This window comes from Amycolatopsis sp. cmx-4-83, from assembly GCF_046548815.1.
GTDB classification, from domain to species: Bacteria; Actinomycetota; Actinomycetes; order Mycobacteriales; family Pseudonocardiaceae; genus Amycolatopsis; species Amycolatopsis pretoriensis_A.
The window spans coordinates 195,546-222,504 of the sequence record NZ_JAEBEF010000008.1 but is presented as its reverse complement, the minus strand read 5'-3'; the positions used below and the strand labels follow the sequence as shown (position 1 = coordinate 222,504).

Here is a 26,959-nt window from a genome sequence, read left to right as displayed (position 1 = left end):
CCTCCGCGGCCCGCCCACCACCGGAGCGGTGAGCGGGCCGCGGGGTCAGGCGACCTGGTGCAGCTGGTCCCACGCCGGCACGTAGGGCGTGAACCTCAGTTTCATCCCCGCCTCCGCCGGCAGCTTGTCGGCCTTCCGCGCGTTGCAGCTGCGGGCCGAGCCACCGCACGCGGCCACCGTGTTCAGCCAGGACGTCCGCGCACCGCCGCGGCTCAGCGGCAGCACGTGGTCGATCGTCGTCGCGCGGGCGCCGCAGTACGCGCAGCGGTGGCCGTCGCGGGTCAGGACGCCGCGGCGGGACCACCTCGGTGGCTGCGTATATCGCCACTTCATGACCACGTACCTCAGCAACCGCACGGTCTTCGGGCGCGGGAACAACCCGTACGCGAGACCGTCTTCGGCCTCGTGGATCTCGGCGACGTGCCGCACCAGCATGCGGATCGCGTGCGGCACCGAAACCGTCTGCAGCGGCTCGTAACCGGCGTTCAGGACGAGAACCTTCACAACGCACCTCTTTCCTCTCGGCGGAAATCGTCGCCGAGGGGAAAGAGGTGCGTCAATCGCGTTTCACCACAGGGGATGCGCGCGGAAGAAGCGCCAGATGACCGGGGTCGCGTCGATGACCGACGGCGTCGCCGAATCGTTGTTCGGCTGCGTGCTCGGCCAGACGTGCCCGGCGCCTTCAATGCGGTAGTGCTCGAGCGCGCCGCGGCGGTCGCAGCCGAGCCACTTCTGCGCCACGACCCCGGGAACCGGCGTCCACGACACCGGCGCCGGCCGGCAACCGTCCCTTGTGGACCACGCGGTCAGCCAGTCCGGGATGGCGGGCAGGCCCTTCGCCGGGTTGCCGGTGTACGGGATGGTCGTGTCGGCGGTGCCGTGGAAGTCCAGCACCGGCACCGGGCGGCTCGGGTCGCAGGCACCGCCCTGCGGGTAGAACGCCCCCGAGACCGGCGCGAACGCCGCGATCCGGCCCGCCAGGCGGCACGCCAGGACCCCGACGAAGCCGCCGCCGTTGGACTTGCCCGCCGCGTAGATGCGGCCCGGGTCGACGCACAGCGTGCGCTGCAGCGAGTTCAGCAGGTCGCTGGTGAAGAGGACGTCGTCGGCGGCGGCCGAGTAGGGCGCGCCGGTCCAGGCCGACTCGCCGTCCGTGCCGATCAGGCCCTGGGGGTAGACCGAGATCGCGTCCAGCGCCGAGAAGCCGGACAGCTCCTCCTGGTACTGCGACGTCCGCTTGTGCCCGTGGAACGACAGCACGAGCGGGTACGGCCGGTGCGGGTCGTAGCGGGCCGGCAGGTGGACGGTGTACTCGCGGTCCAGGCCGCCCGAGACGACGTGCCGGGTCGTCGTCGCCCCGGCCGGGATGCCGGGGGCGCGCCCGCAGCCGGTGGTGCGGACGGGGTGGTCGGCGACGCCCGCCGCGGCGGCGGGGGCGGCGAAAGCGGTGGTCAGGGCACAGGCCGCGGCGAACGCGGCGGCCCACCGGGGAAGGCGTCCGGGCACTCGATCCTCCTTGATCGGCAGCGGGGCGTGGCCAGCATCACACCGGGTCGCGGGCCCTCCTACATTGCGTTCATAAAGTGCGCGGCGGGGATCGTCGGACCCCCTCGGTAGGATCGACCGACCCCGAGGCCGAGAAACCGGAAAGGACCGGAAGTGACCACCCCGATCGAGACGCTCGAGTTCCAGTCGGAAGCGCGTCAGCTGCTCCAGCTGATGATCCATTCGATCTACTCGAACAAGGACACCTTCCTCCGCGAACTCGTCTCCAACGCCTCCGACGCACTCGACAAGCTGCGGCTGGAGTCCTACCGCGACAAGGACCTCGAGGCCGACACCACCGACCTCCACATCGCGCTCGAGACGGACCCGGCCGCGCGGACGCTCACGGTGCGCGACAACGGCATCGGCATGAGCCGCGAAGACGTCGTCGCCCTCATCGGCACCATCGCCAAGTCGGGCACCGCCGACTTCCTGACCAAGCTGAAGGAGGCCAAGGACGCCGCGGCGTCCCAAGACCTCATCGGCCAGTTCGGCGTCGGCTTCTACTCCAGCTTCATGGTCGCGGACAAGGTCACCCTCGTGACCCGCAAGGCGGGCGAGACCGAGGGCGTCCGCTGGGAGTCCACCGGCGAGGGCACCTACACGATCGGCCCCGTCGAGGACGCGCCCCAGGGCACCGCGGTCACGCTGCACCTCAAGCCCGAGGACGCCGAGGACCACCTCTACGACTACGCGTCCCCGGCGAAGATCCGGGAGATCGTGAAGAAGTACTCCGACTTCATCACCTGGCCCATCCGGATGACCGCCGAAGCCACCGAGGCCGCCGAAGGCGAAGAGCCCAAGGCCGAGACCGTCAACTCGATGAAGGCGCTGTGGGCGCGCTCCTCGAGCGAGGTCACCGAGGACGAGTACCACGAGTTCTACAAGCACGTCAGCCACGACTGGCAGGACCCCCTCGAGACGATCCGGCTGCAGGCGGAGGGCACCTTCGAGTACCAGGCGCTGCTGTTCCTGCCCTCGCACGCGCCGATGGACCTGTTCCTGCGCGAGCGCAAGCGCGGCGTCCAGCTCTACGTCAAGCGCGTCTTCATCATGGACGACTGCGAGTCCCTCGTCCCCGAGTACCTGCGGTTCGTCAAGGGCGTCGTCGACGCTCAGGACCTCTCGCTCAACGTGTCGCGGGAGATCCTGCAGCAGGACCGGCAGATCCAGCTGATCCGCCGCCGGCTGGTGAAGAAGGTCCTCTCGACGGTCAAGACGATGATGACCGCCGACGCCGAGAAGTACGCGACGTTCTGGCGCGAGTTCGGCCGGGCGGTCAAGGAGGGCCTGCTCGACGACTTCGAGAACCGCGAAGCCATCCTCGAGATCTCGTCGTTCGCCTCGACGCACGACGCGGAGAAGCCGACGTCGCTGCGCGAGTACGTCGAGCGGATGAAGGACGGCCAGGAGCACATCTACTTCATGACCGGCGAGTCCCGCTCGGCCATCGAGAACTCCCCGCACATGGAGGCCTTCCGGGCCAAGGGCTTCGAGGTGCTGGTGCTGACCGACCCGATCGACGAGATGTGGGTCGACTCGGTGCCGGGCTTCGACGGTAAGCAGTTCCAGTCCATCGCCAAGGGCCAGGTCGACCTGGAGTCCGACGAGGACAAGAAGGCCACCGAGGTCGCCCGCGAGCAGCAGAGCAAGGACTTCGAGGGCCTGCTGTCGTGGATGGGCACCGCGCTGGGCGAGGACGTCAAGGAGGTCCGGCTCTCCTCGCGGCTGACGACGTCGCCGGCGTGCATCGTCGGGGACACCCACGACCTGACGCCGACGCTGGAGAAGATGTACCGCGCGATGGGCCAGGAGCTGCCGCCGATCAAGCGCATCCTCGAGCTGAACCCGGAGCACGGCCTGGTCACCGGCCTGCGGGAGGCGCACGCGGCGCGTCCGGAGGACGAGGGGCTGGCCGAGACGGCGGAGCTGCTCTACGGGATGGCGCTGCTCGCCGAGGGCGGTGAGCTGGCCGACCCGTCGCGGTTCATCAAGCTGCTGGCCGGCCGCCTGGAGAAGACGCTCTGACCCCGGACTGCCGCAGCTGGTCGTGAGTGTTCAGGGCGGTTGGAACCGCCCTGAACACTCACGACCGTCAGGGGGCCGCGTTCATCAGGTCCAGGGCGCTCTGCTGCCGGGCCGCGTCGGCCTGGTCGAACGGCCCCGCCCACAGCAGGCCGTACGCCTCCGCGCTGGTCCGGTCGTTCGCGTACGCCGAGTTCGCCTGGCGCTGCAGGTAACCCGTGTACGGACGGTCGGACAGGGCCGCGTTCAGCACCGCCAGATCGCGGACGTAGACGCCCTTGAACGTCGGGCCGTCCCCGCCGCCGCCACCCGCGCTCTCGCCGGGGTCGCGGAGGAGGCCGCCGGGGTTCAGCGACCCGTTCGTCGTCGACGCGTTCGCCATCGCGCGGGCCTTCGTGAGCAGCGCCGCGTCGCCGGTCGCCCGGTTCAGCTCCCGCAACGCCGCCAGCGGCACGCCCTGGTTGTACGACCAGACCGCCTGCCCGTTGTTCGCGCAGCCCGACGTCAGGCCGTCGTTGACCAGGTTCGAGCCGTTGATCATCCCGCTGCCCGAGAACCACGTCCACCCCGCGCGGGCGCGCGCCAGGTACACCGTGTCGCCCGGGATCCGGTTGTGCAGGGCCGCGTTGAGCTGGATGTACAGCGAGTTCGGGATCGCGTTCTTGTAGGTGCGGCTCGTGCTCCACCAGACCCCGCCCCCGCAGACGCCGTCCCAGTAGGCGTACATGTGGTCCGCGTCCGCGCGGGCGGTGTTCAGGTACTTGCTGTCGCCGGTCAGGTCGTAGGCGTCGACCCACGCGAGGCCCCACCACCCGGTGTCGTCGAGGTAGTCGTTGCGGAACTGGCCGCCCTGCGCCGCGAGGTTCTTCGTGTACGTCGTGTCGATCGCGTACCGGTAGCTGCCCATGCCGCTGATCCGGGCGTTGTCGATGATCGCGGTCAACGCGTTGGCCGAGTTCCACCAGCCGGTCGTGTCGAACAGGCCGGTGCCGAGGTTGTACCGCTCCATCAACGCGGTGGCGGCCGCGGTGCGGCGGTCCCAGGCGTTCCACGTCGGGCGTGCCCAGCCGGTGCAGGCGATGCTGCCCGAACCGGCGGGCTGCCCGCAGGCGCGCAGCAGGCCGACGCCCTTGTTCGCCCAGTCGTCGGCGTTGTGCATCAGGGTCCGCCAGCCGGTCGAGCCCGACGGCGTCGCGGTGTCGCCGAGCTTGCTGCCGGCCGCCCACGTGCGCCCGGCGTCGAACGAGCGGTCCAGCCAGACGTGGTCGCCGGCCGCACCGCCGGTGATCGCCGCCCAGCCCATGTCGTCGGCGTCGTCGAGGTGCAGCGAGAGCCGGCGTCCGGCGATGCTCGCCGAAGCGCCTTCGCGGTCACCGGGGGAGAGGGCGGGATCCCGGGCGTCGCAGTACTTGTCGCAGATCGCCGCCAGGGTGGTGGCCGGCGCCGGGGACGGGGTGGGCGCCGGGGTGGCGGCCATGACGAGGGAGAGCAGGGGAACCAGGAAGTTCATCGGTCACCTTCCGCGCTGAAGGGGCGATGCCTTCATTTTCGGGAGCCGCGCGCAATGGTCCAGTCCTTTGCAAGACAGGTTTCGGACAGGAATTCTCGCGGTGACCCCGGGTCATGACGAATCTCGGCGAATTCGTGCTCGCCCGGCTCGCGGAGGACGAAGAACGCTTCCGGGCCGGGGAACTGCCGCAGCTCGAAGAGGCCGAACGCCGGGGCAGGCTGCGGATCATGTACGCCGACGACGCCGCCGGTCTGCTGCTCGCCGGCGGCCCGGTCGAGGCACGGGAGGACAGGCTCCCCGCGCCGGTCGCCGAAAAGGTCGAATTCCTGCGCCGCGAGGTTTGTGACGGGCACGACGACACGTCGGTGAAGCTGATCGCTTCGGTCTGCGAAACGCACCCCGACCGGCGGGCCGGCCGGCGCACCTGAGGGTTTCGCGCCGCGGCGGAACGGGCACGTGCCAGGCATGTCCGGAACCGTGCTCGACGAAGTGACGGCGATCCGCGAAGCGGCCACGCCGCTGAGAAGCCCGCAGGACCTCGACCCGCTCGTGCGGCGGATCGGCACCGCCCGGATCGTGCTGCTGGGCGAGGCGACCCACGGCACCGCCGAGTTCCACCGCTGGCGCGCCGAACTCACCCGGCGGCTGCTCGCCGAACGGGATTTCTCGTTCGTCGCCGTCGAAGGGGACTGGCCGGAGTGCCACCGGGTGCACTGCTGCGCCGCCGGGGCGCCGGGTGCGCCCAACGATCCCGGGCAGGTGCTCTGGGGCTTCCGCGAGTGGCCGACCTGGTTGTGGGCCAACGAAGAAGTCGCCGAGTTCGCCACCTGGCTGCGGTCGTTCAACGCCACCGGCGACGGGCCGCCGTGCGGGTTCCACGGTCTCGACGTCTACCGCCTGGGGGAGTCGTTGCGCGGTGTCCTCGACTACGTCCGCGCGCACGCGCCCGACCACGTCGAGACGGCGCTGCGGGCCTTCGGCTGCTTCGAGCCGTACGGTGAAGATCAAGGCGACGACGGGGTTTCCGCCGGACTGGTGCCGGCGGAGTGCCGCGAGGACGTGGTGCGGCTGCTGACCGGCCCGCACGCCGAAGCCGGCGCGGAACGCCACTACCGCGAAATGCTCCACGGCGGCTCGCGGTCCTGGAACACGCGCGACACGCACCTGAGCGACACCCTCGACCGGCTGCTGCACGCCTACGGCCCGCGCTCGAAAGCCGTGGTGTGGGCGCACAACGCGCACGTCGGCGACGCGCGCGCCACCGACATGGCCGCGGCCGGGATGGTCAACCTCGGCCAGCTGGTCCGGGAACGGCACGCGGCCGAGGGTGTGGTCGCCGTCGGCTTCGGCACCTTCCACGGGTCCGTGCTCGCCGCCGACCACTGGGGCGGGTCCGTCCGCCGGATGCGCGTCGAGCCGGCCCGCCCGGACAGCCTCGAAGGCCTCCTGCACGACGCCGTGCCGGGGGAGACCAGCCTGCACGTCTTCGGCGAAGGCACGGCGTGGGCGGAGGAACTGCGCGAGCACCGCGCGATCGGCGTCGTCCACCACGGCGGCGGGTACGTGCCGACCGTGCCGTCGGCCCGGTACGACGCCTTCGTGCACTGCGACGAGACGACCGCGAGCACGCCGCTGCACCAGTGGGAGCCGGAGGTGCACACTCACCCCGGCGGGGAGTGACGCGGAGGGAGCGCCGATGGCCGAGGTCGCGCGGGTGTTCGCCGACCGCGGCGACGGCGGGCGGTGGCTCGCCGTCGAACTGCGCCGCCGGAGCTGGGTGAACCCGCTCGTGCTGGGCCTCGCCCGCGGCGGGGTCCCGGTGGCCGCGGTGGTCGCCCGCCGGCTCGGCGCCGAGCCGGACGTCTCGGTGGCGCGCAAGATCGGCGCGCCGGGGCGGCGTGAACACGGTGTCGGCGCGGTGACCCCGGACGGTCCCGCGCGCTACGACGACGCGATCTTGCGCTCGCTCGAGCTGACTCCCCCCCCCCCGGCTGGCGCGGGTGGAACACCGGGAACGGCGGGAAGCGCGGCGCCGGCTCGAGCGTTACCGCGCCGGCCGGGCCCCGGTGCGCGTGGCCGGCCGCGACGTCATCCTCGTCGACGACGGGCTCGCGACCGGCGTCACCGCGACGGCGGCACTGCGCGAACTGCGCGCGGGGCACCCGCGGACGGTCGTGTTCGCCACCCCGCTGGCCGCTCCCGGCGCGGCCTCGCGGTTGCTGGCCGAAGCCGACGACGTCGTCTGCGTCACCGAACCGCCGGACTTCCGCGCGGTCGGCCAGTGGTACGCGGATTTCCCGCAGCTCGGGGACGACGAAGTGCTGGACCTGCTCGACCGGTGACGCACTGCTCCGCCCGGGGCAGGCCGGGTTGACCGAGTGGGTGACGGGGTATCACCCGGCGGGGGCACCGACCGGATGGGCAGGCGTGTGGTGATCGAACGGGACGCGCTCGGCGCGGCGGCCCGCGGGCTGCGGCAGTACCTGCTGGCCGTCGCGGGCAAGCTGGACGTACCCGCGTGGTTCTGCGAGGTCACCGTGCCCGCCGGCGGGTACCTGGCCCTCGACCGCCGCCTCGACCGCTTCCCGGACCACGAGACGGCGCTGCTGTGGGACGAGCGCGACGGCTGGTCGGCGGTGGTCGAATCCGCGACGGGCGACGAAGTCATCGCACTCGCCTACCTGGGCGCGGACGTCCTGCCGGCCCCGGACGAGGTCGTGGCGTTCGTGCGGGACCTGTACGGCGAGAGCTACCCCGGCCGCCCCGACCCACCGGGCTTCCGGACCCCGGGCGCCCCGGACGGTTTCGACGAGCGGCTGGCCGCCTACGCCGCGGACCCCGTCGGCCAGGCCTGAGTCACCGCGGCGGGAGCACGCAGAACCCCGCGAGGCACTCGCCTGAGGGAAGCGTCCTTGACGAGCGATGTGGATCAGCGATCCGCCACGAACCGACTTTCGAATTTCTTGGTGCTTGAGTTCAGCCGGGCTACCTCGGCCTCACCGCGGCGGCAGCACGCAGAACTCGTTGCCCTCCGGGTCGGCGAGCACGATCCACGGGTCGTCGGGCGGGTCGTCGAGGACCTTCGCCCCGAGCAGCACCAGCCGTTCCACCTCCGCCCGCTGGTCGCGGCCCTCCGGGGCGAGATCGAGGTGCAGCCGGTTCTTCCCGGTCTTGCCTTCCGGTACCGGCTGGAAGAGCAGCGCGGGACCGTCGCCGAGGTCCAGCTGCCGGTAGGTCAGGCCGTGCGAGTCGGTCCACGTCCGGGTCTCGCCGTGGCCGAGCGCCTCCGCCCAGAACGCGGCGAGCAGGTCGGGCCGGCGGCAGTCGACCGCGACGGCGAGGATCCGGGCGGTCGTCACGCCGCCCCCACGATCCGGTTGACGGCCGCGGCGACCAGCTCCGGTTCGGCGACTGTCACCGTCAGGCCCGGGTGGCGGAGCAGCCCCCACGGTTCGATGCCGGGCACCGGTTCCCGGAAGCGGAGGCACACGCCGCCGCGGGTGGTGGTGCCGAACGTCAGGCCGCGGTCGGCCAGGGACAGCCGGACGCCGAGCGCGCGCAGCGGGCTGAACGGGCCGGTCGCTTTGGCGCCGGCGAGGTTGTTCAGCGGTGTTTCGACCAGCCACGGCCCGAACCGGACGCGCAGGCCGCCGGTGTCCAGGTCCAGGCCGCTGTGCGGGCCGAGCAGGCGGTGCAGCCAGGGGAGCGGGACGGCGAAGTCGGCGTGCAGCCGGTGCCGCACGACGACGGCGGGCTCACCTCCCGGTGCCGCGCTGCCGGACGTCATGCGCCGCCGCCGATGCCCGACGGGAACTCGCTCTCGCCCGGTGGGTGCCGGTCGCTTTCGCGGTGCATGGAGCCCTCCTTCACGCGGGGTGGTTCCGGTTGGCGGCGCGGGCGGCGAAGATGCCGAGCACGAGCGCGGCGAGCGCGGTCAGGCCGTGCAGCCCGTTGTCCGCCCAGTTGAGGTTGATCGGGTCCTCGGGCGTGCTGAACGAGGTCGCCAGGACGCCGTATGCGGTCATGCCGGCGAAGCCGACGAACAGGACCCAGCAGTAGATGATCGCCCCGGTGCGCCGGGTCGCGGCGAGCAGGCCGAGCACGCCGACCGCACTGTGGACCAGGTTGAGCAGCGGCGTCAGGCTGAAGATCCAGAAGGCCCGGCTCGTCTCGTGCCCGACGGCCGCCGTCTCCGGCGTCAGGAACCCGGCGACGCCCAGTGCCAGGTAGAGCAGCCCGACCACGGCCACGACCGGACGGAGCCAGGACGCTCCCGTCCGGGAGCGGATTTCGGTGGACGACATGGGCTCTCCTTCCCTCGGCGGGCGGATACCCGGCGAAAGGGACGGGAAACGGGGCAGTGGAACGGGCCGGACGGCAGGCCCGGAAGCCGCCGTCCGGCCCGCGGCCGGAACCCGCGCCGGTCCCTGCAGCCCGGACGCGAGCCCCTGGTCTAGGGGGAACGCCAGTCGTGCTCGCGGTACGCGGTGCCGTGTTGCGCACCCATCAGCAGCAGCCCGCCGTCGACGACCAGCGAGGTCCCGGTGACGTAACCGGCGGCGGGACTGGCCAGGAACGCGACCGCGGCGGCGACTTCGCGGGCGTGCCCGGTGCGACCGAGCGGGATACCGGGCCGCTCCTGCTCGCGCGGGTCGGCATCGGTCTGCCCGGTCATCGGCGTGGAGATTTCGCCGGGGGCGACGGAGTTGACGGTGATGCCGTGCTCGGCCAGCTCCAGCGCGAGCACCTGGGTGAGCGCCCCGGCCCCGGCCTTGGCGGCGCAGTAGGGCGCGGCACCGACGCGGGGTACGTGTTCGTGGACGCTGGTGATGGTGATGATCCGGCCTCCGCGGCCGGCGTCGGCCATGTGGCGCGCCGCGCGCTGGGAGAGGAGGAAGACCCCGTCCAGGTCGACGTCCAGGACCTCGCGCCATTTCCGGTAGTCCAGCTCCAGCGCGCGCTGGCTGCTCCCGGTGCCGGCGCAGTTGACGAGGACGTCGATCCCGCCGAGGTCGGCTGCCATGGCGTCGATGACGTCGGCGGCTTCGGGGAGCCGGGTGAGGTCGAGGTGCCGGACGTGGGCGGCGACGCCGTGCGACCGGACCTCGGCGGCGGTCTTTTCGGCACCTTCGGCGTCCTCGCGGTAGGTGATGCCCACGTCGAGGCCGCCGAGGGCGAGGGCCACCGCGACGGCACGGCCGATCCCGGAGTCGGCCCCGGTGACAACGGCCCGCCGCGGCGAGGCGGCTTCGGCGGGCAAGGGCGCCGGAGTGGGCACGGGTTTCTCCTTTCGACGCGTTGCCGGGCGGCTACCACGTCGTCGGGGCCCTAAACCGCGTCGTCACGACGACCGGCCGCGGTGTCCGAGACGAAAAATCATCGTGCTGTCCGGCGCGTGTGTCCGGGGCCGGGCCGGGTAATCGCGCGGTTCCCGGACGTGAGGAGACGGTGCGGACGAGGACACGTCGGGCGTCGTGCGCGGGCTGCCGGACCGCACGTACGAGGGACCGAGCGGCGTCAGCGAGGAGATCGGCGGCTGACGCACCCCCGGACAGGTGACCGCCGGATGCCGCCGGCGGTCACCGCTTTCCCCGCTACCGCTGAGAAATCGCCGCCGGCTGGATGAGGGCGGTCACCGCGCGGCAGACGTCGGCCGGGTCGATCTCCTCGAGGCACGGGTGGCCCGGGACCGGGCAGACGCGGGCACGGCTGTCGCGGCACGGGGCGTGCTGGTCGCCGAGCACCACCGCCGGGACGCCGTAGGGGGCCCAGCGGGCCGACGGGACCACCGGTGCGAACAACGACACCACCGGTGTGCCCGCCGCGGCGGCGAGGTGGGCGGGGCCCGTGTTGGGTGCCACCACGGCCCGCGCTCCGGACAGCACCGCGGCCAGCTCGGGCAGCGACGTCCGGCCGCCGAGGTCGACCGCCGACGTGCCGGCCACGGCGCGCGTCAGGTGGCGTTCCGCGGGCGCGCCCGTCACCAGTACGCGGTGCCCGTCGGCGACCAGCGCGCGCACCAGCCGGTGGCTCCACGCCGACGACGGCTGCCGGGCCGGCACGGACGCGGCCGGGTGCACCACCACGTACGGGCCGCCGCCGGTCAGCTCGGTCACCTCCGGCAAGGGGCGGCGCAACGCCAGGGCGCCGTCGTCGCCCGGTGGCAGCGTGCAGCCCGCCGCCTCCGCCAGCGACAGCATGCGCTCGGGCTCCGGGGGATCGCCGTCGACGTGGTGGCGCAGGTCGAGGAGGCTGCCCGGGTAGTCCTCGGAAATCGCGCCGATCCACGGCACGCCCGCCTGCCGCAGCAGCAGCGCCAGCGGCAGCGGCGACTGGTGGAACGACGTCAGGACCAGCGCCCGGTCGAACCGCCGGGACCTGGCCAGCTCCACGAACGCGCCGGTGTCCGCCGCGGTCACCGGGGGCGGGTCGGGGTCGATCCACGGCGCCCGCCACGTGAGCACCTCGTCGACCCCGGGCAGGAGTTCGCCCGCCGCGCGGCCGTGCGGGCCGGTCAGCAGCGTCACGTGCGACGCGTGCGCGGCCACCGCGCGGACGCAAGGCCCGGCGAGCAGGACGTCCCCCAGGTTGTCCTGGCGGGCGACGAGCACCCGGGTCATCGGGCGATCCCGGCCACTCGCAGCGCTTCGGCGAGGTCGCGGGCGACGGCGGCGTGCCGGCGGGCCCGGGCGATCTCCGGTTCGAGCGTGCGGGCGGTGGGCACCAGCACCGCGCGGGCACCGGCGGCGAGGGCGGCGTCGACATCGGCGCCGGTGTCGCCGATGACCACGCAGGCCGCCGGGTCGACGCCGAGCTCGCCGGCGGCGCGCAGCACCATGCCGGGGCGGGGCTTGCGGCAGTCGCAGCCGTCGCCGTCGTCGTGGACGCAGACCTGCCAGGTGCCGAATGGCCCGAAGAGCTCCTCGACGCGGGCGTTCACGGCGGCGAGCCGGTCGGGGGTGATCAGTCCTTTCGCGACACCCGATTGGTTGCTCACGATCCCCACCGGGATCCCGCTTTCCCGCAGTTTCCGCACCAGCTCGACGGCGCCGGGCACCGGGCGGACGCCGTCCGGGTCGGCGAGGTACGGGACGTCGACGATCAGCGTGTCGTCGCGGTCGAACAGGACGGCGGCCGGTGGCCTCGGGCGCCGCGCCGCGATCTCCCCGCGCAGCCGGTGGTAGCACGCGGCGGGCGGGATCAGGGCGCTGGTGACGACCATGCGCGCGACTTCGCCGGGCGTGCGCGGGCCCGGCCGGATCCGGCGGGCGGCGAACTCGGCCGTCAGCCCCGCCCAGATCCCGGCGGCGAGGACGGCTTTCCCGCGCCGGTGCGCGAAAGGCAGCGCGAGCGCGGCCAGGCCGGCCACTGTGGACAGTGCGTGCCGCCCCAGCCGGCCGGGTCCCGCGCCGGTGCGCTGACGCCAGTGCACGCCGTGCTTGTGGCGCATCAACGCGTTGTCGGCGTTGCCGCGCTGGGCTTTCAGGCTGTAGAAGAACCCCGCGCGGCGAGCCGGGTGCGTGGTCAGCCGCTCGCCCCGGCCGATCCGGTACCCGGCCTCGGCGACGCGCAGCGCGAGATCGGAGTCCTCGCGGAAGGCGCGGGGGAAGCGTTCGTCGAAGCCGCCGACCTCGGCCAGAGCAGCGCGGCGGTAGGCCATGTCGGCGGTGATCCACCACGCGTGCTCGAGGCCGGCGGTGCCGCGTTCGTCGTCGGCCGGACGGCGGTCCGCCGGCAACGGCACCGTGATCCGGCCCTGGGACGCGGCCACTCCGGACGGCAGCGGCAGCAGGTCTTCGGCCAGCTGCCGGGGCCAGTCCGGGGCGAGCACGACGTCGTCGTCGACGAAGGCGATCCACTCGCTCCCGGCGGTGCGCCAGCCGAGGTTGCGGGCCGCCGCGGGGCCGCGCCCGCCGGAGCGGAGCACGCGGACGCCGCCGGGGACGTCCAGCTCGGGCCCGGCGGGGCGGTCGTCGACGACGAGGACCTCCGCCGGGTGCGGACCTTCGCCGCCGAGCAGGGTTTCCAGCAGCGGTTTGAGGCTTTCCCGGCCGGTCGTGGGGATCACCACGGTGTAGTCGAGCGATGCGGTCACCGCAGCGGGCTACCCGGCGGCCGGGCGGTCAAACGGCGTGTCGATCGCGCGCCCGCGGGTATCCGGGCGGGGACACGGAGGAGGTGCGGATGATCGAGATCCGGAACCCGGCCGATGGCAGCGTGGTCGGCAGCGTGCCGGTCGCGGGCGAAGACGAGATCGACGCCGCGCTGGCACTGGCGAACGAGACCCGGGCCGCGTGGGCGCGGACGCCGGCCGCCGAGCGCGGCGCGCTGCTGCACACGGCGGCGGAGCGCTTGCGGGCCCAGGCCGACGAGCTGGCGAAGGCGAACGAAGCGGAAACCGGGCGGCCGCGCGACGAAGCGCGCGAAGGCGTGCTGGCCGGAGCCGGCACCCTCGACCAGTACGCCGAGCTCGGGCCGGTCCACCGCGGCCGCAGCCTGCACGGCGACCCGGGCGCGACGGACCTGATGGTGCCGGAGCCGCGCGGGGTCGTCGTCGCGTTGACGCCGTGGAACGACCCGGTGGCGGTCGCGTGCGGGCTGCTCGGCGCGGCGCTGGTCACCGGGAACACGGTGGTGCACAAGCCGAGCGAGCGCGCGCCGCACACCGGGCAGCTGCTCGGCGAGCTGCTCATCGGCGTGCTCCCGGGCGGCGTGCTGCAGACCGTCCAGGGCGACGGCGGAGTCGGCGCGATCCTGGCGATGCGCGACGACGTCGACGTGGTGGCGCACGTCGGCAGCACGGCGACCGGCCGCTCGATCGCCGCGAGCGCGGCCGCGACGGGCGCGAAGACACTGCTGGAGAACGGCGGCAACGACCCGCTGCTGATCGACGCGGACGTCGACCCCGCGTGGGCGGCGGGCCAGGCGGCGCTGGGGGCGTTCGCCAACTCGGGGCAGATCTGCGTTGCGGTGGAACGGATCTACGTCCACGAAGCGGTGGCTCCGGCGTTCCTGGACGCGCTGGTGAAGGAGGCGGAGTCGCGGACGCTCGCGCCGCTGGTGGACCGGCGGCACCGCGACCACGTCCACTCGCACGTCGCGGACGCGACCGCGCGGGGCGCACGGGTGCTGACCGGGGGCGTGGTCCCCGACGGCCCGGGCGCGCACTACCCGGCCACGGTGCTCAACGGGTGTGGCTCGGAGCTGCGGGTGATGACGGAGGAGACGTTCGGGCCGGTGGCGCCGGTCCAGGTGGTGCCGAGCTTCGAGCACGGCCTGGCCGAAGCGGCAAAGGGCGAGTACGGCCTGGCGGCGACGGTGCTGACGGCGTCGATGGCGCACGCCCAGCGCGCGTGGCGCGAGCTGCCGGCCGGGACGGTGAAGGTCAACAACGTCTTCGGCGGTGCACCTGGTGGGGCGGCGCATCCGCGGGGGCGGAGCGGCAACGGGTACGGGTACGGCCCGGAGCTGCTCGACGAGATGACCCAGACGAAGCTGGTGCACGTGGCGCCGCCGGGATGACCGACCGGCGCGAAGACGAGGTATCGGTGGAGGAGGCTCGCCGGTCCGCGGCGAACGGCGACGCCCGCACGGCTCACGCCGGGTCGGCGAGCGGCGGCGGATCAGCGGCGTCGCGCGGGTCCGCGGACGGCGATGGGCAGTCGGGCTCGGGCGTGTCGGCGAACGGTGGTAGCTCGGCGGGGGACCAGCGGCGCGGTGCGGTGGCCCCGGATCGGGGTGGTTCCGCGGCCGCGCCTCCCGGTCGGCGGGGGGTCAGCGGTGTCGCGCGGGTCCGTGGACGGCGATGGGCGGCCGGGCTCGGGCGTGTCCGCGGACGGTGAGGGCTCGGCGGATCCCGGCGGGCGGGACCAGCGGCGCGGTGCGGTGGCCCCGGATCGGGGTGGTTCCGCGGCCGCGCCTCCCGGTCGGCGGGGGTCAGCGGTGTCGCGTGGGTCTGTGGACGGCGATGGGCGGCCGGGCTCGGGCGTGTCGGCGAACGGTGGCAGCTCGGCGGATCCCGGTCGGCGGGACCAGCGGCGCGGTGCGGAGGCAGCGGATCCCGGTCGGCGGGACCAGCGGCGCGGGGCGGCGATCCCGGACCGGGGTGGTTCCGCGGCCGCACCTCCCGGCCGGCGGCTCAGGTTCAAACGCCACCTCACCGTCGCGCTCGGGACCACCGGGCCCACGCCCGACGACGAACGGCGCGACCGCACCCCGCTCGGCTGGCTCGCCCGTGCCGTTCGCGTCCCCGGGCGGGAACGGCGGGTTCTCGTGCAGAGCGCCAAAGCCACCCTCGCCGCCACCGGCGCCTGGCTGCTCGCCACCCTGGTTCTCGAACTGCCGCAACCCTTTCTCGCTCCCTACGCCGCCGTCTTCCTCGTCGAGGCGACCGTCTACCGGTCCCTGCGCGGCTGGGTTCAGCAGGTCGGTTCCGTGGCCACCGGTGTGCTGCTCGCCGCCGTCGTGGGACAGCTCATCCCGTGGCAGGCCGTGGCGCTCGCGGTGGTCGTCTTCGCCGGGTTGCTCGCCGGGAGCTGGCGGCGGTTCGGGGACTCCGGGGTGTGGGTCGGGGTCACCGGCATGCTCGTCGTGTCCTACGGCACCGCCACCGAGCCGGTGCTGCTCGGCGACCGGCTGCTGGAAACCGCGCTGGGGGCCGCCATCGGGGTGGCCGTCAACACGCTGATCTTCCCGCCGCTCTACGGCGAACGCCTGGCCAGTGCCGCCCGGCGGCTCGCGGCAGCGCTGGCCGAACTCCTGGAAGCGACGTCCGACCTCATCCGCCGCGACGAGCCCGAAGGCGTCGATTCCCTGCTCTCCCGGACGGACGACGCCAAGAGCCAGGTCCTCGCCGCCGAAGACGCGGCCGGGTGGACGCGGGAAGGGCGGCGGCTCAACCTGCGCCGGGGCCGGCCGACCGCCGGGGCGCACCACGAACGTCCGTTGCGGACGCTCATCGCCCTGTGGCCACCGCTCGCGCAGCTCATCGCCGCCGTGCGGACGACCTCGGCGCGGCGGGAGCACCCGTTCGCCTACCCGTGGCCGGACGCGCGGGATGACCTCGCGGACCTCATGCACACCCTCGCCGGGGCCGTCCAGGCCGTCGCCGCGGTCGGGGAGCCTGTCGCACTCGACGAATGCCGGGCGCTGCTGCACAAGCTGGAACAGCGCCTGGTCACCGCCGAGGACGACGGGGTCCCGGCCCGGCTGGGGCTCGGGGCGCTGATCCTGCCCGCGCGCCTGCTGGTGGAGAAGCTGGAAGACCGCTGACGGCGGTCAGTGCACCGCGACGGCCTCCGCCTCCGCACGGTGACGACGGCACGCCGTGCACACCATCGTCTGGCCCAGCAGCGCCCCATCGCCGGACACCAGCCGGGCCACGTGCAGGCTGGGCAGGCCGCACTCCTCGCACGGGATCGGCTTGCTGTCGCGGCTGATCAGGACTCGGTTCGGCATGGGGCCCCCTGACGGGATCGATGGTGCCAGGCGGTTACCCCGTGACGGCGGCCACACTCGTCAGGAGCAACGACGTCACTCGAACGGAGTAAGGCTCCGCCGGGTACCGACACCGATGTGGGTGACCCCGGCGGCGGCGAGGGCGACCGGGTCGAGCAGGTTGCGGGTGTCCACGACGACCGGCCGCGCGGCCGACGCCGCCAGCCGCGCCCAGTCGAGGTCGCGGAACTCTGGCCATTCGGTGAGCACGACCAGCGCCGCGGCGTCCTTGGCCACCAGGTACGGGTCGTCGACCACCTGGACCGCGCCCGTCCCGGGCACACGGGCGACGGCGGGGTCGTGCGCGGTGAGTTCGGCGCCCGCGCGGGCCAGGTCCTCGGCCACCGCCAGCGCGGGGGAGTCGCGCAGGTCGCCGGTGCCCGCCTTGAACGCCAGGCCCAGCAGGCCGATGCGGGCGCCGGCGAGCGAACCCGCCGCCGAGCCGGTCACCGCCTGCCGGACCGCCCGGACGACCCGGGCGCGCTGGCGGGCGTTGACGCGGACCGCGTCGCGCAGGATGCCGAAGTCGACGCCCGCCGCCTCGGCCGCGTGCAGCAGCGCCGAGGTGTCCTTCGGCAGGCACGAGCCGCCCCAGCCGGGGCCGGGGGCGAGGAACTCCGGGCCGATCCGCGCGTCCAGGCCCATCGTGCGGGCGACCTCGCGGACGTCGGCGCCGAAGAGCTCGCACAGCTCGGCGAGGACGTTCACGTAGGACAGCTTCACCGCGAGGAACGCGTTGCTCGCGTACTTCGCCAGTTCCGCGCTGGCCGAGTCGGTGGTGACGACCGGGGCGCCGGCCGGCTCGTACAGCCGCGCCACGCGCACGGCCGCCGCCGAACCCGGCGGGTCGGCGCCGACCACCACCCGGTCCGGGTGCAGGAAGTCCTCGACGGCGTGGCCTTCGCGGAGGAACTCGGGGTTGGCGGCCACCGGCAGGTCGCCGCGGCCCAGCAGGCCGGGCAGCCGCGCCGCGGTCCCGACCGGCACCGTCGACTTGGTGACCACCACGCAGCCGGGCCGCAGCAGGCGCCCGAGCTGCGGGACGACCCGTTCGAGGACGCCGAGGTCGGGGCGCCCGCCTTCGCCCGGCGGCGTGGGCAGGCACAGGAACACCAGGCCGGCGCCGTGGAGCTCGGCCTGGGCGGTGGTGAAGGTCAGCGTCCCGTCGCCGAGGCCCTGGGCGACCAGCTCGGCGAGCCCGGGTTCCGCGATCGACACGACGCCGCGGCGCAGCTCGTCCACTTTGGACTCGTCGGTGTCCACGCAGGTCACCCGGTGCCCCAGCCGCGCGAAGCACGCGGCGCTCGTCAGGCCGACGTAGCCCGCGCCGACGATCCCGATGTGCTCAGCCATGCGCCACTCGCGCTTCGAGCGCCGCGCGCGTGGCGGCGAGCACGCGTTCCTCGCCGAGCAGGAGCAGCCCGCCGTCGGGCTCCTCGCCGTGCGGGTCGCCGACGTTCCCGGCCCAGAGCACGACGTGCTGGCGCGCGTCCGGCGGTGGCCCCCACAGCCGCGGCGGGGTCGGCCCGAACAGCAGCACCGAAGGCGTGCCGAACGCGGTCGCGAGGTGCCCGACGCCGGTGTCGCCGCAGACGACCAGCGCGGCCCCGGCCACCAGCGCGGCCAGGTCCGCCAGGCCGGTCCGCCCGGCCAGCACGACGTCGTCGCCGAGCCCGGCCCGCCCGGCGATCGACCGGCACAGGTCCCGTTCCCCCGCGCTTCCGGTCAGCACGACGCGGTGTCCCGCCGCGGCGAGCGCCCGGACGACGACGGCGAACCGCTCCGGCGGCCAGCGCCGGGCGGGGAACGCCGCGCCGGGGTGCACCACGACGGCGTCCGGGGCGGGGCCGGGCCCGGGCGGCACCGGCAGGCGCAGGGCCGAGCGGTCCGCCGGGAGGTGGGCGTACTCGACGAGCCGGCACCAGCGGTCGACCTCGTGCACGTCGTCGCGCCACTCGAGGCCGGGCACGTCGGGGAAGTCGGGGTGGTGGTGGGTCAGCAGCTCGGCCGGGTCGGCCTGCAGCAGGTCGTGGACGCTCTCCGGGCCGCTGCCGTGCAGGTTCACCGCGAGCTTCGGCGGCGGTCCCGGCCACGCGAGCTCCCCGAGACCCGGCGTCGGCAGCAGCTCGTCGACCGCGTCGATCAGCGCCACCAGATCGCGCAGGGCCTCGGGCGCGGCCAGCACCAGCCGGTCGTCCGGGTGCGCCGCCCGCAGCGCCCGCAGCGCGGGCACCGCCGTCAGCAGGTCGCCGAGGCCGAGCGCGCGCAGCACGAGGACCGCGGGGCTCACGGCCACGATCCCTCCTCGGACCCGCAGACGACCAGCTCGCGGACTTCCGAACCGGGTGGCTGCCGGAGCGCGAAGACGACGGTGTCGGCGACGTGCTCGGGCTGGTTGAGCTTCGCGTCCGGCGGCGGCTTGTACTGGTCGGTGCGGTCGTCGAAGAAGTGCGTCCACATCCCGCCGGGGATCAGCAGCGTGACGCCGACCCGCCCGGCCAGTTCCGCGGCCAGCGCGCGGGTGAAGCCGACCACGCCGAACTTCGAGGCGCAGTAGGCGGTCGCGTCGCTCACCGCCTTGATGCCCAGTGTGGACGCCACGGTGACGACCGTGCCGTGCGACCGTTCCAGGTGGGGGAGCGCCGCGCGGACGACGGCGGCGGTGCCGAGCAGGTTCACCTTCACCACCCGCTCCCAGTCCGCTGTGGACACCGAGCCGAGCGGGCCGCAGGCGTCGGTGCCGGCGGCGGTGAAGACGCCGTCGAGACCACCCGCGCGCTCGGCGATTTCCCGCACGGCCGCTTCGGTCGCGGCGGTGTCGGTCAGGTCGGCTTCGACGTATTCGGCCGGGTCCTCGGGGCGGACGCGGTCGAGGACGTAAGGGGTGCCGCCCGCCTTGCGGACGGCGTCGACGGTGGCGGCGCCGAGGCCGGAGGCGCCACCGGTGATCAGGACGTTGCCGAGGGGTCGCATCGCACTCCTTCGGGGATCGGGGATTTCAGGCGGTGGCCGCGGCGGCGACCAGCCGGGACGTCGAGTAGCCGGGCACGGTCGGGACGAGGACGACCTCGCCGCCGTGCCGTTCGACGACCGCGCGTTCGGGCAGGTCGGCGGCCGCGTAGTCGCCGCCCTTGACCCACACGTGCGGGCGCAGCCGGTCGAGCACGGCGGCGGGGGAGTCTTCGTCGAACACGGCCACCGCGTCCACAAAGGACAGGGCGGTGAGCAGGCGGGCCCGGTCGCGGTCCCGCACCAGCGGCCGGCCGGGACCCTTGAGGGCCCGGACCGACGCGTCGGAATTGAGGCAGACGACCAGGGCGTCGCCGAGGGCGCGGGCCTGCCGCAGCAGGCTGACGTGCCCGGGGTGCAGCAGGTCGAAGCAGCCGCCGGTGGCGATCAGGCGGCCGCCGTTCTCGCGCACCCGGGAAGCCAAGCCGAAAGCGTCGCTCGACGGCTGCGGTTCGGCGACCGGACCGTCGTTCGTGGACAGTGCCGTCGCACCGCCCGCCGCGACGAACCGCGCGGCCGCTTCAACCGCCGTCTTCACGGCTGCGGTGACGTCCGCGCCGCCGAGCAGGGCCGCGGTGGCCGCGGCGGCGAAGCGGTCGCCCGCGCCGCACGTGTCCGGAGCGGGATGGCCCGGGGGCCGTGCCGCGGCGGGGATCGGGACGGCGGTCTCCCCGAGCCCGTCGGCGAGCACGGCGCCGCGGGCCCCGACGGTGACCGCCACGGCGGCCGCGTGCCAGTGCCCGCGCAGCAGCTTGGCGAGCTCGGCCGGGTCCTCGTGCCCGGCGAGCACCGCGCGCGCCTCGGCGAGGTTCGGCGTGACCAGGGCGCTGCCCGGCACCGGCTGGGCGCCGCGCGGGTGCGGGTCCCAGACCACCGGGACGTGCTCGGCCCGGTCGCGCAGGATCCGCCGGACGTGCGGGTTGCGCGTCAAGCCGCGCCCGTAGTCGGCGACGAGGATCGCCCCCGCTTCGTCGAGCGCTTCGCGGACCGGGCCGGGCAGCGGGCCGGTGGTCGCGGTGCCGTCGCCGGAATCCAGGCGCAGCAACGACTGCCCGCCCGCGCGGACCCGGGTCTTGCACACCGTCGTGCCGCGCAGCGGCAGCGGCAGCACGGTGACGTCCGGTTCCAGCAGCCCGGTGAGGGCGTGCCCGCCTTCGTCGTCGCCGACCGGCGTGACCAGCACGACCTCGGCCGCCGAACGGGCCGCCAGCAGCGCGGCCAGCCCGGCGCCACCGGGGCGGCGGCGCCGCGCGGTCAGGTCGACCACCGGCACCGGCGCCTCCGGGCACAGCCGCTCGGCAGTCCCCTCGGCGTCGACGTCCAGCAGGGTGTCGCCGAGGACGACCAGTGGCTTCACGCGGTCACCCCGAGCGCGTCGTCGAGCGCCGCGCACAGGCCGTGCACCAGCACGAGGTGCATCTCCTGGACGGTGGCCACGGTGGGCGCCTCGACCGTCACGGCGTCGTCGCACAACGCGGCGAGCGGGTTCGGGGCGGGCCCGGTCAGCGCCCAGGCCGTCACGCCCAGCTCGTGCGCGGCCTTCGCGGCGGCGACGACGTTCTGGCTGGTGCCGCTGGTCGAGAGGCAGACCAGCACGTCACCCGGCCGCCCGTGCGCGTGCACCTGGCGGGCGAAGACCTCGTGGTCGCCGTAGTCGTTGACGATGGCCGTGGTCGCGGAGGTGTCCGCGTGCAGAGCGATGGCCGACAGCGGCCGCCGCTCGCCGCGGAACCGGCCGACCAGCTCGCCGGTCAGGTGCTGGGCTTCGGCGGCACTGCCGCCGTTGCCGCAGGCGAGCAACCGCCCGCCCGCGGCGAACACACCGGCGAGGTGCCGGCCCCACGCGGTGATCTTGGGCGCGGATCCGCGGGTCCGCCGGGCGGCCTCGGCCAGCGCGGCGAGGTGGTCTTCCATCACAGCACCTCCTTCTTCGCCGGCGACGCCGCGCCGGTCCGGGTCGGGCGGCGGAGCACGAACGGCCCCAGCGCCAGCAGGTCGATCGGCGCCGAGCCGAAGCACTCGAGCGCGTCGCGGGGCGAGTCGACCATCGGCCGGCCCGCGGTGTTGAGACTGGTGTTGATGACGACCGGCAGGCCGGTCCGCCGCTCGAACCCGGCCAGCATCCTCGCCAGCACGGGGTTTTCGCGGTCTTCGACGGTCTGCACGCGGGCCGTGCCGTCGACGTGCGTGACGGCCGGGATGCGGTCCCGCCAGTCCGCCGCGACGTCGTGCACGAACAGCATGTACGGGCTGGGCAGCGGTCCCCGGCGGAAGATCTCGCCCGCCCGCTCGGCCCGCACCATCGGCGCCACCGGGCGGAACTGTTCGCGCCCCTTGACGTCGTTGAGGCGCTCCAGGTTCGCCTCGCGGCCCGGGTGGGCCAGCAGCGACCGGTGCCCGAGCGCCCGCGGCCCGAACTCGGCGCGGCCCTGGAACCAGGCGATCACCTCGTCGTTCGCCAGCGCCTCGGCCACCGTCTCGGCGACGTCGTCCGGCCGTTCGTAGGGCAGTTTCGCGGTGACGAGGATTTCCTCGAGCTCCTCGTCCGTCCACTCGCGACCGAGCCCGGCGTCGCCCATGGGCGCACCGCGTTCGCCGGCGTCGGCGGCCAGCTGCAGGGCCGCGCCGAGCGCGGTGCCCGAGTCGCCGGCCGCGGGCTGCACCCAGATCCGGTCGAACGGGCCTTCGGCGTGCAGGCGGGTGTTGGCGACGCAGTTGAGCGCGATCCCGCCCGCCAGCGCCAAGTCGCGCTGCCCGGTGCGCTCGTGCAGCCAGTCCGCCAGCTCCAGCAGGACGTCCTCGAGGACCTTTTGGACGCTCGCGGCGAGGTCGGCGTGCCGGGGCCCCGGTTCTTGGCCGGCCTCGCGGCGCGGGGCCAGCGCCGCCAGGTCCACGCCGTGGGCGTGGAACCCGCCGTCGCCGGTGACGTGGACGTGCTCGCGCAGCGCGTCGGCGAACTGGGGCTTGCCGTAGGAAGCCAGGGCCATGACCTTGTACTCGTCACTGGACCGGGCGAAGCCGAGGTGCTCGGTGAGGTCTTCGTAGAGCAGGCCGAGCGAGTGCGGGAGCCGTTGCGCCGCAAGCTCTTTGAACCGCCCGTCGCGGTACTCGCCGGCCAGGTGGGAGGTGCTTTCGCCGCGGCCGTCGGCGACGAGCACGGCGCAGTCGCCAAACGGCGCGGCGAGCGCGGCCGAGGCGGCGTGCGCCACGTGGTGCCGGACGAACCGGACGATCCCGGGGTCGAGCCCGGGCAACGCGGACTTCAGGAACAGCGGCGCCCGCCGGGCGAACTCCGTCCGCAGTTCCTCGCCGCTCGGGTCGTGCCCGGGCAGGCCCGGTTCGACCAGGGCGGGGTCGTAGGAGTAGCCGACCGCGTCGAGGTCCTTCGCGGACAGTCCCGCACGGGCGAGGCACCAGGCCGCGGCTTCGGCGGGCTGCTCCCAGGTGGAGAAGGGGACCGCCTGCTTGCCGTGCTTGCGGCGGCTGAAGCGTTCTTCTTCGGCCGCGGCGACGATCTCGCCGTCCACCACCAGTGCGGCGGCCGGGTCGTGGAAGACGGCGTTGATCCCGAGGATGCGCATCGACCTGCCTCTGGCATTCCGGTGCGGACTCTCCCGTCCGCGTTCGCCTATAGCGCTACCCGGCGAAGTCACCCATAAACGATCGCGGGCAAAAGCCCTGGGCGTCGCTACTCAGCGCAGCGGTGCCCGCCGGAACCACGCCGTCGTGCGGCGCAGACCGTCGTCCGCGTCGACCTTCGGTTCCCAGCCGAGGACGTCCCGCGCGAGCGAGATGTCGGGGCACCGGCGCTGCGGGTCGTCGACGACCGCGTCGACCTCCTCGACGGGGGAGCCGGACCCGGTGATCTCCTTGATCCGCTCGGCGACCTGGCGCACGGTCAGCTCGTGCGGGTTGCCGAGGTTGACCGGCCCGGGGTGCCCGGAGCGCGCGAGCTCCAGCAGGCCGCGGACGGTGTCCTCGACATAGCAGATGGACCGGGTCTGCTCGCCCGTTCCGGTGACCGTGATCGGTTCGCCCGCGAGCGCCTGGCCGATGAACGCCGGGATCATCCGGCCGTCGTGGGCGCGCATGCCGGGGCCGTAGGTGTTGAAGATCCGCGCGATGCCGGTGTCGACGCCGTGCACCCGGCGGTAGGCGGCGGTCAGTGCTTCGGCGTACCGCTTGGCTTCGTCGTAGACGCTGCGCGGCCCGATCGGGTTGACGTTGCCCCAGTACCGCTCGCGCTGCGGGTGTTCGAGGGGATCGCCGTAGACCTCGCTGGTGGAGGCGAGCACGAACCGGGCTTCGTCGCGGCGGGCCAGTTCGAGGGCGTTCTCGGTGCCGTGCGAACCCGCGCGCAGCGTCTCGATCGGCAGGGCCAGGTAGTCGCGCGGCGACGCGGCCGAAGCCAGGTGGAAGACGACGTCCGCCCGGCCGGGCAGCGGCATCGGGTGGGTGACGTCGTGGCGCAGGAACCGGAACCGCTCGTGGCGGCGCAGCCCGGTCAGGGTGTCCGCCGAGGACGTCGCGAGGTTGTCCACGGCGAGCACTTCGAGGCCCTCGGCGAGCAGCAGCTCGCACAGGTGCGCGCCGACGAAGCCGGCACCCCCGGTCACCACCGCGCGCTCGAACCGCCTGGTCACTCCCGGATTCGTCATGCCGGGGCGGCTACCCGGCGGCGAGGGCGGCAAACCCGTGTAAGGCCACCCCGAGCGGGTACGCCGGGGACCATGCGAGTTCTGCTCACCGGATGGGCCAGTTTCCTGCACGGCGAAGCGACCGCGGGGGACGTCTTGAGCCTGCGCGCGGCCGGCACCGCGCTGGCGGAGGCGGGCATCGACTACGACGTCGCGTGGAGCCCCGGCTTCCGCCCCGGGGCCCGGCACCTGCCGGACGCGCCGCCGTCGGACTACACGCACGTCGTGTTCGCCTGCGGCCCGGTGCACGGGCCGCAGGTGCGCTCGCTGCACGAGCGGTACGCGAACTGCCGCCGGATCGCCGTCGGCGTGTCCGTGCCCGACCCGGACGACCCGGCGGTGACCGGGTTCGACCGGGTCCTCCCGCGCGACGACGGCGAAACCGCGGACCTCTCGCTGGCCGCGTCCGTCGCCAAGACCCCGGTGCTCGGCGTGGTCCTGGCGCCGCACCAGCCGGAGTACGGGAGCGCGGGCCGCCACGACGAGGTCCACGCGGCGCTGACCGGCTGGCTCGCCGGCCTCGACTGCGCCCGCGTGCCCCTGGACACCCGCCTGGCGCACGACGACTGGGAGCGGTGCGCCACCCCGGACCAGTTCGTCTCGGCGTTGTCCACCATGGACGCGGTGGTGTCCACGCGGCTGCACGGGCTGGTGCTCGGGCTGAAGGCGGGGGTGCCGGTGGTCGCCGTCGACCCGGTGGCCGGCGGCGGGAAGGTGAGCGCGCAGGCCGCGGCGCTGGACTGGCCGGTGGTCGCGGCCGAGGACGCCGGCGACACCGATCTGCTCGACGCCCGGCTGGCGTGGTGCCTGTCGGGCCGGGCTTCGGTCGAGCCCCCCGTCCCGTCGCTGACGGGCTTCGTCGACGCGCTGGTGGGGCAGCGGTGAGCGCGCGCACGACCGTCGTCATCGCCACCCGCGACCGTGCCGCCGAACTGGCCCGCACCCTGGACCGGCTGTCCGCACTGGACCCGGCGCCGCCGGTCGTCGTGCTGGACAACGCGTCCGCGGACGACACGGCCGAGGTCGCCGGGCGGTACCCGGACGTGCGGGTGATCCGGCTGCCGCGCAACCTCGGAGCCGCCGCCCGCACGCTCGGCGTCCTCGTGGCCGAAACACCCTACGTGGCCTTCAGCGACGACGATTCGTGGTGGGCACCGGACGCGTTGTCCGAAGCGGAACGGATCTTCGACGAGCACCCGCGGACCGGCCTGCTGGCCGCCCGCACCCTGGTCGGTCCGGAAGACCGGGACGACCCGGTGACGCCGGAGATGGAACGCAGCCCGCTGGGGCACCCCGAGGGCGCGCCCGGGCCGCTGGTCCTCGGGTTCCTCGCCTGCTCGGCGATCGTGCGCCGCACGGCGTACCTGCAGGCCGGCGGCTTCAGCCGGCTGCTGCACTTCGGCGCGGAAGAGCAGCTGCTGGCCTACGACCTGGCCGCGCACGGCTGGGAAGTCTGCTACGTCGGGCGCCTGCGCGCCCACCACCACCCGTCGCGGTCGCGGCCGCCGTCGTCGTGGCGCCGCCGCGCCGAACTGCGCAACCGGCTGCTCATCGCCGTGCTGCGCCGGCCGCCGCGCGTCTGCCGCCGGGAGGTCGCGCGGACGCTGGTCACGGCACCCCGCGCCGTGCTCGGCGCGGTGGCCCGGCTGCCGCGGGCGCTGAGCTACCGGCGCGTGCTGCCCGCCCACGTCGAACACCAGGCCCGGACCTTGGAAAGGACTGCCGAATGGCGCGGATCTCGGTCGTGATCATCACGTGCAACCGGTGCTCGCAGCTGCGGGAAACCCTGGCGCACATGACTTCCCTGCCGGACGGCGCGCCGATCTTCGTCGCGGACAACGGGTCCGCGGACGGTACGGCCGACATGGTCGCCCGCGAGTTCCCCGGTGTCCGGCTGTTCCGGCTGGCGGAGAACCTCGGCGCGGTGGCCAGGAACGTCGCCGTCGAAGAAGTCACGACGCCGTACGTCGCGTTCTGCGACGACGACACCACCTGGCAGCCGGGCGCGCTCACCCGCGCGGCGGACCTCCTGGACGCCCACCCGGGCCTCGGCTCGGTGACCGGGCGGTGCCTGGTCGAGCCGGGCCTGGCCGAGGACCCGATCACACCGGAGCTGCGCGAGTCGCCGGTGCCCGGCCCGGACTGGCTGCCCGGCCCGGCGCTGCTCGGCGTCATGGCCGGGCTGACGGCGGTCCGCGTCAGCGCGTTCCGCGAGGTCGGCGGCTTCTCGCCGCGGATGTGGCTCGGCGGCGAGGAGGAGCTGTTCGCGCTGGACCTCGCCGCGCGCGGCTGGTGGATGTGCTGGGCGGAGGACGTCGTGATCCACCACGCGCCGTCGAAGCTGCGCGACCCGAGGCACCGCCGCCGGCTCGGCATCCGCAACACGCTGTGGACGCTCCTGCTCCGCCGTCCCTGGCCCGCCGTCTTCCGCCGCGGCCGGGACGTCCTGCGCACGGCACCCCGCGACCGCGCTACGGCGGCGGCGCTCCTGGACGTGCTCCGCGGCCTGCCGTGGGTGCTCGCGCAACGGCAGGTGGTCCCGGCCCACGTCGAGCACGGCCTGCGCCTGCTGGAAGCACCCCAACGCGCCTCGAAGGCCCGCCGCTACGTGGGCTGAACGCCGTGAGTGCCCCATCGAGGGCCTTCAGTTCTCTCGATGGGGCACTCACGGCTTGGG

Annotated in this window: 26 protein-coding genes and 1 pseudogene; 10 read left to right on the top strand and 17 right to left on the bottom strand. The window is 74.2% G+C overall.

The window, feature by feature from the left end; translation table 11 throughout:
- Positions 1-45: 45 nt before the first annotated feature.
- Together ACLJQM_RS25530 and ACLJQM_RS25525 are read right to left on the bottom strand one after the other, a co-directional pair.
- Complete coding sequence (locus ACLJQM_RS25530; protein ID WP_360775494.1) at positions 46-504, bottom strand: HNH endonuclease; 459 nt, start codon at positions 502-504, stop codon at positions 46-48.
- 63 nt (positions 505-567) lie between these two features.
- Positions 568-1,506 (bottom strand): alpha/beta hydrolase family esterase, encoded by a 939-nt coding sequence (locus tag ACLJQM_RS25525; protein ID WP_410633029.1) that lies wholly within the window; start codon positions 1,504-1,506, stop codon positions 568-570.
- Positions 1,507-1,659: 153 nt separating this feature from the next.
- On the opposite strand from ACLJQM_RS25525, the gene htpG reads away from it, so the two are divergent.
- Positions 1,660-3,573 carry a molecular chaperone HtpG gene (gene htpG / locus ACLJQM_RS25520; RefSeq protein ID WP_410633028.1) on the top strand — a complete coding sequence of 638 codons (1,914 nt, stop codon included), beginning with the start codon at positions 1,660-1,662 and terminating at the stop codon, positions 3,571-3,573.
- A 67-nt stretch (positions 3,574-3,640) separates the two neighbouring features.
- Here htpG and ACLJQM_RS25515 read toward each other — a convergent pair whose 3' ends face one another.
- A complete protein-coding gene (locus ACLJQM_RS25515; RefSeq protein ID WP_410633027.1) occupies positions 3,641-5,080 on the bottom strand; it encodes a glycoside hydrolase family 76 protein in 1,440 nt (479 codons plus the stop codon).
- A 113-nt stretch (positions 5,081-5,193) separates the two neighbouring features.
- On the opposite strand from ACLJQM_RS25515, the gene ACLJQM_RS25510 reads away from it, so the two are divergent.
- The 4 genes and pseudogenes from ACLJQM_RS25510 to ACLJQM_RS25495 all read left to right on the top strand — a co-directional run bounded on the left by ACLJQM_RS25510 (position 5,194) and on the right by ACLJQM_RS25495 (position 7,935).
- A complete protein-coding gene (locus ACLJQM_RS25510; protein WP_410633026.1) occupies positions 5,194-5,508 on the top strand; it encodes a hypothetical protein in 315 nt (104 codons plus the stop codon).
- A 37-nt stretch (positions 5,509-5,545) separates the two neighbouring features.
- The gene (locus ACLJQM_RS25505; RefSeq protein ID WP_410633025.1) at positions 5,546-6,760 is read left to right on the top strand and encodes an erythromycin esterase family protein; all 1,215 of its coding nucleotides are present in this window, start codon (positions 5,546-5,548) and stop codon (positions 6,758-6,760) included.
- 16 nt (positions 6,761-6,776) lie between these two features.
- A pseudogene (locus ACLJQM_RS25500) lies at positions 6,777-7,422 on the top strand (phosphoribosyltransferase).
- Between the two features lie 90 nt (positions 7,423-7,512).
- On the top strand, positions 7,513-7,935 hold the full coding sequence (locus ACLJQM_RS25495) for a DUF6292 family protein (protein ID WP_360783033.1): 423 nt from the start codon (positions 7,513-7,515) through the stop codon (positions 7,933-7,935).
- Between the two features lie 141 nt (positions 7,936-8,076).
- Here ACLJQM_RS25495 and ACLJQM_RS25490 read toward each other — a convergent pair whose 3' ends face one another.
- The 6 genes from ACLJQM_RS25490 to ACLJQM_RS25465 all read right to left on the bottom strand — a co-directional run bounded on the left by ACLJQM_RS25490 (position 8,077) and on the right by ACLJQM_RS25465 (position 13,175).
- A complete protein-coding gene (locus tag ACLJQM_RS25490; protein ID WP_247024059.1) occupies positions 8,077-8,439 on the bottom strand; it encodes a VOC family protein in 363 nt (120 codons plus the stop codon).
- Positions 8,436-8,867: a hypothetical protein gene (locus ACLJQM_RS25485; RefSeq protein WP_410633024.1), complete on the bottom strand. Its 432-nt coding sequence runs from the start codon at positions 8,865-8,867 to the stop codon at positions 8,436-8,438. Before ACLJQM_RS25485 ends, ACLJQM_RS25490 begins: the two co-directional genes overlap by 4 nt.
- 79 nt (positions 8,868-8,946) lie before the next feature.
- Positions 8,947-9,384 (bottom strand): DUF4383 domain-containing protein, encoded by a 438-nt coding sequence (locus tag ACLJQM_RS25480; protein WP_410633023.1) that lies wholly within the window; start codon positions 9,382-9,384, stop codon positions 8,947-8,949.
- A 149-nt stretch (positions 9,385-9,533) separates the two neighbouring features.
- The gene (locus tag ACLJQM_RS25475; RefSeq protein ID WP_360783022.1) at positions 9,534-10,358 is read right to left on the bottom strand and encodes an SDR family oxidoreductase; all 825 of its coding nucleotides are present in this window, start codon (positions 10,356-10,358) and stop codon (positions 9,534-9,536) included.
- Positions 10,359-10,674: 316 nt separating this feature from the next.
- Positions 10,675-11,700, bottom strand: coding sequence for a glycosyltransferase family 9 protein (locus tag ACLJQM_RS25470; RefSeq protein ID WP_410633022.1), 1,026 nt, complete (start codon positions 11,698-11,700; stop codon positions 10,675-10,677).
- The gene (locus tag ACLJQM_RS25465; protein WP_410633021.1) at positions 11,697-13,175 is read right to left on the bottom strand and encodes an HAD-IIIA family hydrolase; all 1,479 of its coding nucleotides are present in this window, start codon (positions 13,173-13,175) and stop codon (positions 11,697-11,699) included. The genes ACLJQM_RS25470 and ACLJQM_RS25465 overlap by 4 nt, the downstream gene beginning before the upstream one ends.
- 89 nt (positions 13,176-13,264) lie before the next feature.
- Between ACLJQM_RS25465 and ACLJQM_RS25460 the strand changes: the two genes are divergently transcribed.
- A complete protein-coding gene (locus tag ACLJQM_RS25460) occupies positions 13,265-14,602 on the top strand; it encodes an aldehyde dehydrogenase family protein (protein ID WP_410633020.1) in 1,338 nt (445 codons plus the stop codon).
- A 435-nt stretch (positions 14,603-15,037) separates the two neighbouring features.
- The gene (locus tag ACLJQM_RS25455) at positions 15,038-16,351 is read left to right on the top strand and encodes an FUSC family protein (RefSeq protein WP_410633019.1); all 1,314 of its coding nucleotides are present in this window, start codon (positions 15,038-15,040) and stop codon (positions 16,349-16,351) included.
- Positions 16,352-16,357: 6 nt separating this feature from the next.
- On the opposite strand, the gene ACLJQM_RS25450 is transcribed toward ACLJQM_RS25455, so the two are convergent.
- The 8 genes from ACLJQM_RS25450 to ACLJQM_RS25415 form a co-directional block, all read right to left on the bottom strand.
- Positions 16,358-16,537: a hypothetical protein gene (locus tag ACLJQM_RS25450; RefSeq protein ID WP_360783007.1), complete on the bottom strand. Its 180-nt coding sequence runs from the start codon at positions 16,535-16,537 to the stop codon at positions 16,358-16,360.
- A gap of 75 nt (positions 16,538-16,612) precedes the next feature.
- Positions 16,613-17,929, bottom strand: a complete 1,317-nt coding sequence (locus ACLJQM_RS25445; protein WP_410633018.1) for a UDP-glucose dehydrogenase family protein — start codon at positions 17,927-17,929, stop codon at positions 16,613-16,615.
- Entirely contained in the window at positions 17,922-18,872 is a 951-nt protein-coding gene (locus ACLJQM_RS25440; RefSeq protein WP_410633017.1) for a glycosyltransferase family 9 protein, read from the bottom strand. The genes ACLJQM_RS25445 and ACLJQM_RS25440 overlap by 8 nt, the downstream gene beginning before the upstream one ends.
- Positions 18,863-19,549, bottom strand: a complete 687-nt coding sequence (locus ACLJQM_RS25435) for an SDR family oxidoreductase (protein ID WP_360782999.1) — start codon at positions 19,547-19,549, stop codon at positions 18,863-18,865. The genes ACLJQM_RS25440 and ACLJQM_RS25435 overlap by 10 nt, the downstream gene beginning before the upstream one ends.
- Positions 19,550-19,574: 25 nt before the next feature.
- Complete coding sequence (locus tag ACLJQM_RS25430) at positions 19,575-20,942, bottom strand: PfkB family carbohydrate kinase (protein ID WP_410633016.1); 1,368 nt, start codon at positions 20,940-20,942, stop codon at positions 19,575-19,577.
- Positions 20,939-21,499: an SIS domain-containing protein gene (locus ACLJQM_RS25425; RefSeq protein ID WP_360782993.1), complete on the bottom strand. Its 561-nt coding sequence runs from the start codon at positions 21,497-21,499 to the stop codon at positions 20,939-20,941. Before ACLJQM_RS25425 ends, ACLJQM_RS25430 begins: the two co-directional genes overlap by 4 nt.
- Complete coding sequence (locus ACLJQM_RS25420; protein ID WP_410633015.1) at positions 21,499-23,166, bottom strand: carbamoyltransferase; 1,668 nt, start codon at positions 23,164-23,166, stop codon at positions 21,499-21,501. The genes ACLJQM_RS25425 and ACLJQM_RS25420 overlap by 1 nt, the downstream gene beginning before the upstream one ends.
- Before the next feature lie 111 nt (positions 23,167-23,277).
- Positions 23,278-24,243, bottom strand: a complete 966-nt coding sequence (locus ACLJQM_RS25415; RefSeq protein WP_360782987.1) for a UDP-glucuronic acid decarboxylase family protein — start codon at positions 24,241-24,243, stop codon at positions 23,278-23,280.
- A 72-nt stretch (positions 24,244-24,315) separates the two neighbouring features.
- Here ACLJQM_RS25415 and ACLJQM_RS25410 point away from each other — a divergent pair, with 72 nt between their 5' ends.
- From ACLJQM_RS25410 to ACLJQM_RS25400, 3 genes are read left to right on the top strand one after another with little or no spacing between them, the layout of a single operon-like run.
- The gene (locus ACLJQM_RS25410) at positions 24,316-25,167 is read left to right on the top strand and encodes a polysaccharide pyruvyl transferase family protein (RefSeq protein ID WP_360782984.1); all 852 of its coding nucleotides are present in this window, start codon (positions 24,316-24,318) and stop codon (positions 25,165-25,167) included.
- Entirely contained in the window at positions 25,164-26,030 is an 867-nt protein-coding gene (locus ACLJQM_RS25405) for a glycosyltransferase family 2 protein (RefSeq protein WP_410633014.1), read from the top strand. Before ACLJQM_RS25410 ends, ACLJQM_RS25405 begins: the two co-directional genes overlap by 4 nt.
- Positions 26,009-26,899 (top strand): glycosyltransferase family 2 protein, encoded by an 891-nt coding sequence (locus ACLJQM_RS25400; protein ID WP_360782978.1) that lies wholly within the window; start codon positions 26,009-26,011, stop codon positions 26,897-26,899. Before ACLJQM_RS25405 ends, ACLJQM_RS25400 begins: the two co-directional genes overlap by 22 nt.
- Positions 26,900-26,959 lie beyond the last annotated feature (60 nt).

What these genes read in the sequence shown, in the direction of transcription:
- ACLJQM_RS25515 (WP_410633027.1), bottom strand. Translation starts at nt 5,080, where the DNA reads ATGAACTTCCTGGTTCCCCTGCTCTCCCTCGTCATGGCCGCCACCCCG.
- ACLJQM_RS25510 (WP_410633026.1), top strand. Translation starts at nt 5,194, where the DNA reads ATGACGAATCTCGGCGAATTCGTGCTCGCCCGGCTCGCGGAGGACGAA.
- ACLJQM_RS25505 (WP_410633025.1), top strand. Translation starts at nt 5,546, where the DNA reads ATGTCCGGAACCGTGCTCGACGAAGTGACGGCGATCCGCGAAGCGGCC.
- ACLJQM_RS25485 (WP_410633024.1), bottom strand. Translation starts at nt 8,867, where the DNA reads ATGACGTCCGGCAGCGCGGCACCGGGAGGTGAGCCCGCCGTCGTCGTG.
- ACLJQM_RS25480 (WP_410633023.1), bottom strand. Translation starts at nt 9,384, where the DNA reads ATGTCGTCCACCGAAATCCGCTCCCGGACGGGAGCGTCCTGGCTCCGT.
- ACLJQM_RS25470 (WP_410633022.1), bottom strand. Translation starts at nt 11,700, where the DNA reads ATGACCCGGGTGCTCGTCGCCCGCCAGGACAACCTGGGGGACGTCCTG.
- ACLJQM_RS25460 (WP_410633020.1), top strand. Translation starts at nt 13,265, where the DNA reads ATGATCGAGATCCGGAACCCGGCCGATGGCAGCGTGGTCGGCAGCGTG.
- ACLJQM_RS25450 (WP_360783007.1), bottom strand. Translation starts at nt 16,537, where the DNA reads ATGCCGAACCGAGTCCTGATCAGCCGCGACAGCAAGCCGATCCCGTGC.
- ACLJQM_RS25445 (WP_410633018.1), bottom strand. Translation starts at nt 17,929, where the DNA reads ATGGCTGAGCACATCGGGATCGTCGGCGCGGGCTACGTCGGCCTGACG.
- ACLJQM_RS25435 (WP_360782999.1), bottom strand. Translation starts at nt 19,549, where the DNA reads ATGCGACCCCTCGGCAACGTCCTGATCACCGGTGGCGCCTCCGGCCTC.
- ACLJQM_RS25425 (WP_360782993.1), bottom strand. Translation starts at nt 21,499, where the DNA reads ATGGAAGACCACCTCGCCGCGCTGGCCGAGGCCGCCCGGCGGACCCGC.
- ACLJQM_RS25420 (WP_410633015.1), bottom strand. Translation starts at nt 23,166, where the DNA reads ATGCGCATCCTCGGGATCAACGCCGTCTTCCACGACCCGGCCGCCGCA.
- ACLJQM_RS25415 (WP_360782987.1), bottom strand. Translation starts at nt 24,243, where the DNA reads ATGACGAATCCGGGAGTGACCAGGCGGTTCGAGCGCGCGGTGGTGACC.
- ACLJQM_RS25410 (WP_360782984.1), top strand. Translation starts at nt 24,316, where the DNA reads ATGCGAGTTCTGCTCACCGGATGGGCCAGTTTCCTGCACGGCGAAGCG.
- ACLJQM_RS25400 (WP_360782978.1), top strand. Translation starts at nt 26,009, where the DNA reads ATGGCGCGGATCTCGGTCGTGATCATCACGTGCAACCGGTGCTCGCAG.